This is a genomic window from Aeromonas sp. S13(2024), from assembly GCF_041402405.1.
Taxonomy (GTDB): domain Bacteria; phylum Pseudomonadota; class Gammaproteobacteria; order Enterobacterales; family Aeromonadaceae; genus Aeromonas; species Aeromonas veronii.
In genome coordinates this window covers 23,670-35,954 of record NZ_JBGLRA010000010.1, presented here as the reverse complement: position 1 = coordinate 35,954, position 12,285 = coordinate 23,670, and the positions used below count along the sequence as shown (strand labels likewise).

The window sequence follows — 12,285 nt, the reverse complement described above, 5'->3', positions numbered from 1 at the left end:
CGTCCGATTACGCCTTGCGGCTAATCGAACCTACGGGCTCTTAAACAGTTTGTTATGCGCCTTGAACCCCTAGTATTTCTTTCCCTTTACCACAGTTTACAGCAGCGATTCTCAGCGCCGTAGGCGCGAAGTTGATTGACTTGTTAAATGCTATTCACACCATACATCACAAGTTTCATCGCGTTCTAGGTTCAGCAATTCTGCGCTTGTGCAAATCCCATTGGGGCTACCATCAAGGAATTTAACTCTATCACCTTCATCCCAGCCTAGGCAGTATGTTTTGGCTTCGAATTTCTCCCCATTAATGATGAATAGTTCATCGTTATGTGCTACTTCTATTTCGTAGTATTCGCCAGAAGAGCTTCCACTGCTTCCAGCTTCAACTTGCATGATAATGTCGCAGCCATAATCTTTCCATGTTTTGGAGTTCATTAATTTCGTTGAACGTTGACTCATAAGATCGGCATCATTTTGCAAGCACTGCATATTTAAATCGCAATTCATATTCATTTTTGAGGTGACTTCTTTAGAATATAAGTTCAAGCAATGCGTCTTATTGCTTTGGTAATGCTTCCAATCAGTAAACCCGAGTTGCTTGGCAGCTAAATCTAATTGGGGGTCAGCATGTGCAGTGCCCATAAAAAATACAAAGAGGAGAAATGTTTTTTTCATTTAGTATACCCTTACGGCTTTTATTTTTTGCTCAAAGAATTGCCCCATATTTGGCATACTGTCCATTTCAGCTTCGAGATCTGGGATCCACTTTACGCCTTTGTAGGTTGCTTCACTTTCAGAATTGACATTCCATTCCCATTTTTTCAGCGACCCAGTTTTTGGATTTCCGTAAGGCTTTGAAAATTCATCGTCGATGACAATCAATAAATCAACTTCGTCTAAGTGAAGGGAGTCATCATTTTCTACATTTTTATAGGTGTCAGCGTTGCCGAAAACGAGCAAATCCCAATCAGAATCATGTTTGGCATTCCCATTTGCTCTTGAGCCAATTAGCCATATAGCTGTGATTTCAGGTGACTTTTCTGTTAGCCGATTGATATAGGTTTGAATTTTTGGAGCAAGCATGAAGTTCCTTGATGGCATTTAACGCCCGCCTAAGGGGCTGGCAACGCATTAACACTAAACTCAAACACAACAACCGAAACCACCGCGGCTCAATGGGACTGGAAACGCTACGCGTTGAAAGTCCCTCTTGAGGCGTTTGTTAGTTTTGTGTTTATTCAGCAAAGAATTTTTTCAGTGTATTAGTCAAAGTAGCAATTTCACTTGCCCCGCCAGTAACAAAAGCAGCCCCAAGATCGACAACTTTCTCACCAGACTTGGTCGCTATACCAGAGAGGAAGTCTTTAAGTAAAGCTTTAAATTCAATAGCATTTTTATCAGGAACAGATTTGTTCACCTCTGCGATTAACTCTTTACGCTCTTCATTAGTAAAAAATGCTTCGAGTAAATCAATGAATGATGTTTGAGAAATTTTAACTATTTCACTGTTAAATGAATTATCAGCAAAGTGCCCCAAAGCTTTGAGCTTACCTTGAACCCCCTGTTTAACAAATGAATCCTCAATAACCATGATTATTTTCCCGGGTTCGCCTTGCTTGTTTTCACCTTGAAGTTTTGAGCGATGTAACAAAGCAAAAAATTCGCCCTTTATATAATCGTCCGCATCTTCCTCTAGGAATTGTAGATTTGCTTTATGCTTTATTGACTTAATACGAGCTTCTGTAATTTGTAAATCTAAACTTAGTTCATAGTTAGTTTTATTTTTTAAATCACTATGTTGCATTAATAAATGCATAACCAAAATATCAATTTCACTTTTACTAAGGCTTCCAAAGCCTCGCTCCATGTAATGTTCAAGAAATGTATCCACAAATTTATCTTTATTTTCAATATTCATAAAAACAACCTTCTTATTGTTAATGGATAAAAACTAACAGTGATTAGATGGAAGGCGGTACTAATCCGTTAATAGAATCTTTCATATAACTCCGGTTCGCCATGATTGATTCCACGAGAAAATCATTTTAAAGCAAAATGTTACCGTCACACCTATAGTGCTGAACGTACTCGGGCGACATCCTCTTTTGGCTCTACTTTTGCCGCTTGGCAAAAAATACACTTTTGGGGCGGCAATGGAAAGCGCCATCTGGCCTCATTTTAATAAACCAGTCAGTAGTGTGATCGGGGGCTATATATCAAAAAATCAAAGGAGTGCCGCGCCTTCTGCTACTGGCTCGGCCAGCAATTTGCTGACGGCGAACCCGACCGGGAGGAAGGCGGGGTTGCCACCCTCTGAGGTAGGTCACTGAATCGGGTGCGCTGGCGTGGTTAAATGGTCGGCTCACATCTTGCCGGATATTGCTGTGACCATGCCATCTGACCTTCAGCCGCTGCTCGCTTGGCCTGACTATCAGCAGGCCTCCTGGCTGCGCTGCGCCCACCAGACCAGTGCCACCCTCTGGCATCCGCCCCACTGCGCCAAGGGGCAGACCTTGCAGAGCCTGCGCCAGCGCAAGCGGGATCTGCTCACCACCGGCGAGATGGCCCTCGAGGATCTCTACGAATTTATGGAGGGGCGCCCCTGCGCCCTGCTGCTCACCGACGAGAGTGGCTGCCTGCTGGCCCAAACCGGCCACCCGGATACCCTGCACGAGCTGGCGGCGCTGGGGTTTGGCCCCGGCGCCTTTTTCAGCGAGGGGCGCATCGGCACCAATGCCATCAATCTGGCGGCGCTGGAGGGAGTGCCGCTCTGCGTCAGTGGCCCCCAGCACTTCAACCAGACCCTGCACCCGTGGCACAGCTGTGCTAGCCCGGTCTACAACAGCAATGGCCGTCAGGTCGCCATCATCGCCTTGATCTGCAAGGTGGAGGAGGCGAGCGCGGGCGATCTGGCGCTCACCGTCAGTGCCGGGCGCGAGCTGGCCCATCTGCTGCAGATGGAGACCCTGATGCAGGAGTCCCAGCACCACCTGAGCGAGCTCTACGCCCTGCTCGATGGCATGGATGACGGTGTGCTGGCCTGGGACCCTCAGGGGCGCTTGCGCTACCTCAACGCGCTGGCGGCCAACCGGCTGCGGCTCGATCCGGCGCTCTGTCTCGGCCAGCCGCTGGAGCAGCATCTGCTGTTGCCCCAGCGGTTGCAGCTGGCCATCAGGGGGCAGACACCGCTCAGCCATGTGGAGGTGACGCTGGAGCTGCTCGGCGCCCAGGAGGGGGAGTTTATCAATGCGCTGGTGAGCCTCAAGCCGTTGCCGGGGCCGGAGGGGGTCAGCTTTATCGCCCTGCTGCACCCGGTCGATCGGTTGCGGGCCATTCACCAGCTGCGCCAGACGGTACCCGAGCTGTCGGCGCTGGTGGGGGAGTCGAGCGCCATGCGCAAGCTGCTGCGCTATGCCCGGCAGGCGGCCCAGAGTCAGGGGCCGATCCTGCTGCGCGGCGAGGAGGAAGTGGGCAAGGCCCAGCTGGCGGAGGCGATCCACTTTGGCAGCGAACGGGCCGCCGGGCCGCTTATTACCCTCAACTGCAAGGCGCTGCCGAGCGAGCGGATGGCGCTGGAGTTGATGGGCTCTGACGAGGCGGGGCAGGAGCGGGCGGGCAAGTTCGAGCTGGCCCACGGCGGCACCCTGGTGCTGGAGCAGGTGGAGTGCCTCTCCGCTCCCATGCAGGCGGCGCTGCTGCAACTGCTCAAGACCGGTCGCATCCAGCGCTTCGATTCGGCCCGTATCCTGCCGCTCAAGGTGCGGATCATCGCCACCAGCAGCGCCCCGCTGGAACAGCTGGTGCAGGAGGGGCTGTTTGGCCGCCAGCTGCTCTATGCCTTGCAGGCGTGCGAGCTGTGGCTGCCGGGATTGCGGGATCGCGCGGCCGATCTGCCGGGCCTGATCAGTCAGCAGCTAGGGGCGCAGGGGCGCGAGCCGGTGCGCCAGTTCAGTCCGGCTGCCCTCGACTGTCTGCTCGCCTATCCCTGGCCCGGCAATCTGGGGGAGCTGCGTAGCGCCGTCGAGCATGCCCTGCTACACGCCGGTCAGGGGCCGATCCCGCCCGAGGCGCTGCCCGCTGCCATTCGGCACGGCTATCAACGGGTGGCTGACGAGGTGGTGGGGCAACCGCTGCTCACCCTGGCGGAGCTGGAGCGGCAAGCCATCTTGCGCTGCGCTCACGCCTGCAAGGGGCAGGTGAGCCAGATGGCCCAGTATCTGGGTATCAGCCGCACCACCCTGTGGCGGCGGCTCAAACTGCTCGAGATCGATCCCGCCGACTATCACGGCTAACGGTGAGCCGTCGCCAAGAGGCCCGCAGAAAACGAAAAGGCCCCGCAGTTGCGGGGCCGTTTTATATGGCAAGGTTAGCCTTGGCGCGGTTACAGCCCCAGCTGGTGGGCGGTGACGATGGCCGCAAGCACATCCTCGGCAGTGACCTTGAACGGCATATTGTGGATGGTCTCGCCCTCGGCGGTGGAGGCTTTGGCCACCTCCATCAGGCGCGCCATATCCAGCTCCTTGACCCCCATCATATGCAGGTTGGTCGGCAGGCCAACCGAGCGGCAGAAGCCCAGCACGGTTTCGATCTCCGCCATCGGCGCGTTCTCCAGCACCAGTTGCACCAGGGTACCGAACGCCACTTTTTCACCGTGATAGAGGTGGTGACACTCGGCGAGCTGGGTCAGGCCGTTGTGGATGGCGTGGGCGGCGGCCAGCCCGCTGCTCTCGAAGCCGATACCGCTCAGATAGGTGTTGGCCTCGATGATGTTCTCCACCGCCTTGGTGCAGAGCCCCTGTTCCACCGCCAGCTTGGCTTTGTAGCCATCGGCCAGCAGGGTCTTGTAGCAGAGCTCGGCGATGGCCTGCGCCGCCAGCGTGGAGGCGCCACCTGCCATGGTCTGGCAGCCGGAGACCTTGTTGGCGCGCGCCTCGAAGTAGGTGGAGAGCGCATCCCCCATGCCGGAGACCAAGAGCCGCACCGGAGCGCGGGAGACCACGCCGGTATCCATGATGACCATGTTGGGGTTGGTCGGGATCATCAGGTATTCGCTGAACTGGCCTTCCGGGGTGTAGATGACCGCCAGCGCGCTGGTGGGGGCATCGGTGGAGGCGATGGTGGGCACTATGACCACCGGCACCTTCTGGTAGAAGGCGACCGACTTGGCGGTATCCAGCGTCTTGCCGCCGCCGATGCCGATGATGACGTCAAACGGGGTCTGGTTGCAGCGGGCCAGCAGGCGGTCGATCTCGGGGCGGGAGCACTCGCCGTTGAAGCAGTCGAACTCCGGCTTGATCCCCGCGCCGTGGAAGCTGGTGGCCACGGTATCGCCCACCAGCTTGGTGACGAAGGCGTCGGCCAGAATAAGCGGCTTGCTGCCGAGCGCCTTGACGTAGTTGCCGATATTGGCGAGGGCCCCGTTGCCTTGCACGTATTTGCTGGGGCTGATGATAATGCGGTCCATATTTTATCCCTCTCTCTTTATGAATTAAGAATCGGGGCGAAGGGGCGGCTGTGCCGGGGACTCCTTCGTCTTTACTTGCACAACAGTGGCGCAGCGGCTGGCCGATAAGGTCGCTGCCGCGCCTTGAAGCAGGCAGCTCAGTCGCCGAAACGATCAAAGGCCAGCTGCTGGAAGCAGGCCAGGGCGGCATTGGCATCCTCGCCGCGTGCCAGCAGGGTGAGCGCGTCGCCCTGACGCACGTTGAGCATGGCGAGCCGGGTCAGGCTGCGGGGATTGGCCTCTTTATCCCCCTTTTGCAGCTTGAGTTCGGCGGCAAAGGGCTTGAGGGCGGCCACCAGTCGGGCGGCGGGGCGCACATGCAGGCCGTGGGGGTTATCGACCACCACCTCACAGCGCAGCCAGCCGTCGTCAGCAACAGGGGCCGTCTCGGTGGCGGTCTGCGCCGCGCTGGCAGGCAGCATCGCCTGTTTCGGGCCCAGCGCGCCGAGCGCCTCGGCGGCGACCTCGTCCAGCGTCAGGCCGGAACCGGCCGCCACCACGGCGGCCAGAGTACCTTCGACCAGCGGGGCGGGGCAGAGCCGCACCCTCGCGCTTAACTCGGGGGGCAGCAGTTCGAGGGCGGTTTCGGCACTCAGGAGGGCGCTGCCCAAGTCCATCAGCACCAGCACGCCACTACCGTCATCCGCCTCTTCAATCGCACTCATCACCGCGATGGCATCGGTGCCGATGGGGTGGTCGGGGTCATCGACCCCGGCCGCCAGCAGCAATCGGGCCGGGCTGCCGAGCTGGTCTGCCAGCGCTTTCAAGCCGGCCGCCAGCATGGCGCTGTGAGAGACAACTACGATTCCGATCATGTCACAACCTCGCTCTGTCACGCAGGGCGGTCAGCAGCAGCAGGGTCGAGGTGGCCCCGGCATCCTGATGGCCGATGCTGCGCTCGCCAAGATAGCTGGCGCGCCCCTTGCGGGCCTGCATCTGGATGGTCGCCTCGGTACCGGCTGCGGCGGCTGCCACCGCCTTGTCCAGCGCCTCGTTGAGGGGCCGCTCTTGCTGCTGCGCCTGTTGCAGGGCGGCCAGTGCCGGCCACCAGGCGTCGCACATGGTCTTGTCGCCCGGCTCGGCACGGCCGCGGGAGACGATCCCTTCGACCCCGTCACTCAGCATTTTGCACAGCTGGCTGAGGCTCAGGCTCTGGCAGGCGTCGGTGCTGGCTGCCGCCCGGATAAAGAAGGTGCCGTAGAGCGGGCCGCTGGCACCGCCGACCGAGGAGAGCAATGTCATGCCGGTGGTTTTCAGCACCTGACCGATATCCTTGTCCGCCACCGCAGGCAGCTTCTCGGCCACCTTGGCGAAGCCGCGCTGCATGTTGAGGCCGTGGTCACCGTCGCCGATATCGGTATCCAGCGCTGTGAGGTAGTCACGCTGCTCGGTAAAGATGTGTTCGCAGTCGAGCAGCCAGTTGACGATGTGATGCTTGCTTAACATGGGTTCTCCTTAGCAGCCGCGACGCAGGGCGGGGGTGTGAACGGGGGCATCCCACAGGGTCATCAGTTCATCATCCACCTTGAGCAGGGTGATGGAGATACCGGTCATGTCGAGGGAGGTGCAGTAGGGGCCAATCAGGTTGCGCACCAGATGGATGCCCGCCTCTTCGCACAGGGTGGCGAGGCGACCATAGACGCCATAGAGTTCGGAGATGGGGGTGCCGCCGAGGCTGTTGACCAGCGCGATGACCCGATCGCCCTTGTTGAGCGGTTCGATAAAGGTGTGCTCTTCCTGCCAGCTGCCGGAGGCTCTGTCCCAGTGACGCAGAGTACGGCCATAGGGAGTGTTGTCCGCCAGCTCGCTGAACATATCGTCCACCAGGGTATTGAGGTCGGTGAAGGGGCGGCGCTCGATGCCCGGCTCGCCGTGGATACCGACGCCGAACTCCATCTCGTTGTCCGCCAGAGTGAAGGAGGGCTTGCCAGCGGCAGGCACGGTACAGGCATGCATGGCTACGCCTATGGTGCGGCTCTGGTTGTTGATGCGACGGGCCAGCGCCTCGCAGCGCGCCAGATCGTAGCCCGCCTCGGCTGCGGCACCGACCAGCTTCTCGCACAGCACGGTCGTGGCAACCCCACGGCGACCGGCGGTGTAGAGGCTGTCTTTGACCGCCACGTCGTCATCGATCAGGGCGAAGCCCACTTTTACACCATCGCCGTGCAGCAGCTCGACCGCGGTCTCGAAGTTGAGTACGTCGCCGGTGTAGTTCTTCACCAGAAACAGCACGCCCGCGCCGCCATCAACGGCCTGACCGCACTCGTACATCTGATCCGGCGTCGGAGAGGTAAAGATCTCGCCGGGGCAGGCGCCATCCAGCATCCCTTTGCCCACCAGACCGCCGTGCATCGGCTCGTGGCCGCTGCCACCGCCGGAGACCAGAGCCACCTTGCCCATCACGGGGGAGTCGGCGCGGGTGATGTAGTGGGGTTCGATACGTACCTTGAGCTCGGGGTGGGCGGCTGCCATACCCATCAGTTGTTCACGGACCACAGCATCGACGGCATTGATCAGTTTCTTCATGGCTCACTCCTTGGTTTGCCACCGCACGGGTGGGCAAATGGTTGATGGAGCCAGTCTAACGACAGAAAAAGGGATAAAAATGACGGTCGGTTTGGTTCGGATTTGAAACAGCAGAAGGGGGATGGATGTTTCAATCTGAAACGGCGCGGGGCTAGCGGGCGGGAAACTGTTAGCTGACTCACAGCCATGAAAAAGGGCCCCGCAGGGCCCTTCGCTATAACCGGAATATGCGGGCGGGTTAGATGGCCCAGCCACCGGCATAGAAGACCACCAGCGCCAGGGCGATGATGACGGTGCCGACGTTCAGCTTCTTCCACTCGGCAGCGAAGATGCGGCCAACGACCAGCGCCACGAAGCCCAGCATGATGCCGGTCACGATGTTGCAGGTGAGCACGATGAAGACGGCGCACAGCATGCCGGAGAGGGCATCGACCGAGTCGCTGAAGTCCAGCTTGGTGACGTTGCCCAGCATCAGCAGACCGACGTACATCAGGGCCGGTGCGGTGGCGTAAGCCGGTACCAGATAGCTCAGCGGGGAGAGGAAGATCATCAGCAGGAACAGCACGCCGACCAGCGCGGCGGTCAGACCGGTCTTGCCACCGGCTGCGGTGCCTGCGGCGGATTCGATGTAGACGGCAGCCGGAGCGCCACCAACGGCACCTGCCACCATGCTGCTGACGGAGTCGGCAGTCAGGGCCTTGCCGCCGCTGATGATGTGGCCACGTTCGTTGATGAGACCCGCCTGTCCGGCCACGGCACGGATGGTGCCGGTGGCGTCAAACACGGCGGTCATCACCAGCGCCAGTACGGTCGGAATGACTACCGGATTGAGGGCGCCCAGCAGATCCATGCTGCCTACCAGCGAGCCTTTCTCGCCAGTCAGGCTCGGCATGGCGAAGAAGCCCTGCCAGGTCACTTTCGGGTCGAAGATAAGGCCGAGGATGGAGATGGCGATGATCACCATCAGGATGCCGCCCGGCACCTTGCGACGCTCCAGACCGAAGATGGCGGCCAGACCCAGCACCGTCATGATCACCGGGAAGGCGGTCACTTCACCCAGCTGAACCGGCAGACCGGCCCCTTCGTTCTTGATCACCATGCCAACGCCGTTGGTGGCGATCAGCAGCAGGAACAGACCGATACCGATGCCGGTGCCGTGAGCGATGCCGGAGGGGAGGTTGTCCAGGATCCACTGGCGCACGCCGGTGACGCTGATCAAGGTAAACAGCACCCCCATCAGGAAGATGGCGCCCAGGGCAACCGGAATGCTCAGCCCCTGACCCAGTACCAGACTGAAGGCGGTAAAGGCGGTGAGAGAGATGGCGCAACCGATGGCCATCGGCAGCTTGGCCCACAGGCCCATCAGCAGGGAGCCGAATGCGGCGATCAAACAGGTGGCCACAAACACCGGGCCCTGCTCAAAGCCGGCAGCACCCAGCATGTTCGGCACCACTATGATGCTGTAGACCATCGCCAGGAAGGTGGTCAGCCCCGCGACCAGCTCCTGACGCACGCTGCTGCCGCGCGCAGAAATGGAAAAATAAGAGTCCAGAAAGCCGCCTGTCCCTGTTTGGGCGGCCATATCTTGCTTTGCCATAACTAATCCTGAAAGTGTGAAGGAAATCGTTTGCGTTGGTGGCGCGCAAAATAGCAAGAATTCGCGGCAAATACAGCGGATAACCTGACTTTTTCGTCACTATTTTACATTTTGAGTCCATTCGGAGCTCATTCTAAGACTCAAGCGGTGAGAGCGTGTAAGGGAGGGATCAAGCGGTCGGGGGAGGGGTGATCTGTGAGGAAAAAGCGGGGAAAAACAAAAAACCCGCCTAAGCGGGTTTTTTTAAATTCTTGCAGAGCTGTCAGCAGTTGGCATGAGCCATCAGCAGCATGCTCCGGCTTGAATTACAGACCAACTACGTTGGCAGCAGCCGGGCCTTTCTGGCCTTGCTCGATGGTGAACTCAACGCGCTGACCTTCGTCCAGGGTTTTGAAGCTGGTGGACTGGATAGCGGAGAAGTGTACGAACACGTCTTTGCTGCCGTCAGCCGGGGAGATGAAACCAAAACCTTTCTCAGCGTTGAAGAACTTAACGGTACCAGTCATTTTGTTAGACATAATAATTTCCTTAAATAGTGTTGAATGCCACCTAAATGGCAATTTTTGATTTTTCGTCAGCAATACGTATGGGGAGCACTAAAGAAGGAGAATTATTTGATAAGAATTATCCGAGGATAACGCTTATGCTAATCACTGCTTTACTAAAATGACTGCCTAACATAATCAGGTCTGAACTGCCGAACCATCGAGAAAGATTAAAACACGCTCTCATTTTTAAAGCAAACTTTATCTCGATATTAATGTTTTGTAACAGCCAAAAATATCATTTTTTATAGTAAAAATGATGTATTTCAACGGCATAGAAAAATCAACGAGGACTCATATCACCCTGTAGCAAACCAGATTCGGCTTTTTTGTCCTGACTATGTAGCCAGTTCTGGCAAAAAATATGAGAAAAAATGAAAAGGTGGCGATAGACGGGGATTGTCAGTTGGCGTTCTCTCTAACGCGCAATGTGAATTACCTCTGTTGCTGCGAGTGCTGCGATTAGAGTCTCCTGAGCAGCAAATCAATGGCTGCGCCAAATCGGGAGCATTGTGCATCGCCCAGACATGCAGACGCCCGCTGGCACCAAGTGCCAGCGGGCGTTTTGCAAGAAGGGATCAGCGCTTGCTGCGAAACTTGTTGCTGACCGAATCAATCCAGCTGAAGGTTTCCGGCAGTACCTGATTCTTGGCACGCTCTTTAGCTTTCTCGCGAGCCAGCTTGGAGGCTGCCTTGGCCGCTTCGGCGCGGTCGGCCACAATTTTCAGGCGACCCTCTTCACGGATCTTGTTCCGCTCTCCGTTGGTCAGCTGGTGGTCTGCATTGGCTTGTGCCTTTTGCAATAACAAGGCTATCTCGGCTTTTTCGGCCTCGGTCAGATCTTTCATTTCCAGCTTTTTCACGGCGCGCTCCTGCGGCAGGGTGGTTAGACACCCTAACACAGTTGTGCCGATCACTTCTTATGCAATCGGCTTTCCGGCCTTAAAAATGCGGGTTTGTGCCAACTTTCCGTTATTTCGCTGCCACTTTCCCGCCTGTTTGCCACATTTCAGTTTATGGCGAGCGGCGAGGGCAGCTCTTGTTCCTCCGGCTCGACGTGGATCAGCACGATGGCGTGGGGCAGTTGTTCCATGATGGCGTGTTCGATGCGATCACAGATATCGTGGGCTTCACCGATGCTCATCTCCGGGGGCAGGGTGAGGTGGAAGTCGATATGGCGGCGGCGTCCGGCACGACGGCTGCGCAGATCGTGGAAACCGCTGGCGGCAGGGCAGCATTCGGTGATGATGCGGCTGGTCATCGCCAGCTCTTCCGGGCTCATGCTCTGGTCGATCAGTGGCTGGAAGGCCTCGTTGAGCATGCTGATGGCCTCTCTGACAATAAAGATGGCGACCGCAATGGCGACCAGCGGGTCGAGGATGGCGAGGGAATAGCCGAACAGACCGGCCAGCCAGATCCCGCCAAGGCCGACGGCGACCCCGGCGGAGGTGAGCACGTCCGCCTTGAGATGAAGCGCATCGGCAGCCAGCGCGACCGACTCCTCCTCTCGGGCCACCTTGTAGAGGTAGGCAGAGACGCCGCTGTTGACCAGCGCCGAGATCACCATCACCAGCACGCCCCAGCCAATGCTTTCAATCGGGCTAGGGGTGATCAGCTTGTCGACGGCTTCGAAGATGATCCAGCCCGCGGCCAGCAAGATAAGCAGTGCTTCGATGACGCCGGAGACATTTTCAATCTTGTCGTGACCATAGGGGTGGCGTTCATCCGGCGGGAGATCGGATTTTTTCACCGCGAACAGGGCGATCAGGGCCGCCACCAGATCCATGGCGGAGTGGATCGCCTCCGAGATGATACTGACCGAGCCGCTGGCGAACCCGGCCACCATTTTCATGATGATCAGACTGATATTGGAGCAGACCGACACCATGGCGGCTCTGGTTTTTCTGTTCATGTACAGCTTCCTGAATAAAAACGGATATTTCGGTGCGGCGCGCATTATATCCGGCTGACCGGAAATAACCTATTCGGTGTTGTAACCTGATGTTTCCGATGATATTGCGAATGCTTATTAAAATGGTGACCTCTTGCGCGGCAATAAATAATGAGAGGGATTTATATTTATCCGTGAAAATATCTAGGTAACGATGGCTTAATAT

Annotated in this window: 12 protein-coding genes; 1 reads left to right on the top strand and 11 read right to left on the bottom strand. The window is 57.3% G+C overall.

Translation table 11 applies throughout. From position 1 onward, the window contains the following. Positions 1 to 150: 150 nt before the first annotated feature. The 3 genes from ACB042_RS13840 to ACB042_RS13830 all read right to left on the bottom strand — a co-directional run bounded on the left by ACB042_RS13840 (position 151) and on the right by ACB042_RS13830 (position 1,915). Positions 151 to 672 (bottom strand): hypothetical protein, encoded by a 522-nt coding sequence (locus ACB042_RS13840; RefSeq protein WP_371178576.1) that lies wholly within the window; start codon positions 670 to 672, stop codon positions 151 to 153. Beyond that, positions 673 to 1,080, bottom strand: a complete 408-nt coding sequence (locus ACB042_RS13835; RefSeq protein ID WP_064339296.1) for a nucleotidyltransferase domain-containing protein — start codon at positions 1,078 to 1,080, stop codon at positions 673 to 675. It abuts the gene before it with no gap. Positions 1,081 to 1,231: 151 nt separating this feature from the next. Beyond that, positions 1,232 to 1,915 (bottom strand): hypothetical protein, encoded by a 684-nt coding sequence (locus ACB042_RS13830; protein WP_064339297.1) that lies wholly within the window; start codon positions 1,913 to 1,915, stop codon positions 1,232 to 1,234. A 472-nt stretch (positions 1,916 to 2,387) separates the two neighbouring features. On the opposite strand from ACB042_RS13830, the gene dhaR reads away from it, so the two are divergent. Continuing rightward, on the top strand, positions 2,388 to 4,289 hold the full coding sequence (gene dhaR / locus ACB042_RS13825) for a dihydroxyacetone kinase operon transcriptional regulator DhaR (protein WP_371178575.1): 1,902 nt from the start codon (positions 2,388 to 2,390) through the stop codon (positions 4,287 to 4,289). 89 nt (positions 4,290 to 4,378) lie between these two features. Here dhaR and ACB042_RS13820 read toward each other — a convergent pair whose 3' ends face one another. The 8 genes from ACB042_RS13820 to ACB042_RS13785 form a co-directional block, all read right to left on the bottom strand. After that, positions 4,379 to 5,461 (bottom strand): glycerol dehydrogenase, encoded by a 1,083-nt coding sequence (locus ACB042_RS13820; protein WP_076362809.1) that lies wholly within the window; start codon positions 5,459 to 5,461, stop codon positions 4,379 to 4,381. Positions 5,462 to 5,598: 137 nt separating this feature from the next. Then, complete coding sequence (dhaM, locus tag ACB042_RS13815; protein ID WP_371178574.1) at positions 5,599 to 6,315, bottom strand: dihydroxyacetone kinase phosphoryl donor subunit DhaM; 717 nt, start codon at positions 6,313 to 6,315, stop codon at positions 5,599 to 5,601. A gap of 1 nt (position 6,316) precedes the next feature. Beyond that, on the bottom strand, positions 6,317 to 6,946 hold the full coding sequence (dhaL, locus tag ACB042_RS13810; protein ID WP_371178573.1) for a dihydroxyacetone kinase subunit DhaL: 630 nt from the start codon (positions 6,944 to 6,946) through the stop codon (positions 6,317 to 6,319). Between the two features lie 9 nt (positions 6,947 to 6,955). Then, positions 6,956 to 8,026 (bottom strand): dihydroxyacetone kinase subunit DhaK, encoded by a 1,071-nt coding sequence (dhaK, locus tag ACB042_RS13805; protein WP_201948132.1) that lies wholly within the window; start codon positions 8,024 to 8,026, stop codon positions 6,956 to 6,958. Between the two features lie 238 nt (positions 8,027 to 8,264). After that, positions 8,265 to 9,623 (bottom strand): NCS2 family permease, encoded by a 1,359-nt coding sequence (locus ACB042_RS13800; RefSeq protein WP_005355011.1) that lies wholly within the window; start codon positions 9,621 to 9,623, stop codon positions 8,265 to 8,267. Positions 9,624 to 9,928: 305 nt separating this feature from the next. Beyond that, a complete protein-coding gene (gene cspA, locus ACB042_RS13795) occupies positions 9,929 to 10,141 on the bottom strand; it encodes an RNA chaperone/antiterminator CspA (protein ID WP_005316548.1) in 213 nt (70 codons plus the stop codon). A 605-nt stretch (positions 10,142 to 10,746) separates the two neighbouring features. After that, a complete protein-coding gene (gene yjbD, locus ACB042_RS13790; RefSeq protein WP_005340165.1) occupies positions 10,747 to 11,031 on the bottom strand; it encodes a DUF3811 domain-containing protein in 285 nt (94 codons plus the stop codon). A gap of 146 nt (positions 11,032 to 11,177) precedes the next feature. Continuing rightward, a complete protein-coding gene (locus ACB042_RS13785; protein WP_323918766.1) occupies positions 11,178 to 12,080 on the bottom strand; it encodes a cation diffusion facilitator family transporter in 903 nt (300 codons plus the stop codon). Between the last annotated feature and the right edge of the window lie 205 nt (positions 12,081 to 12,285).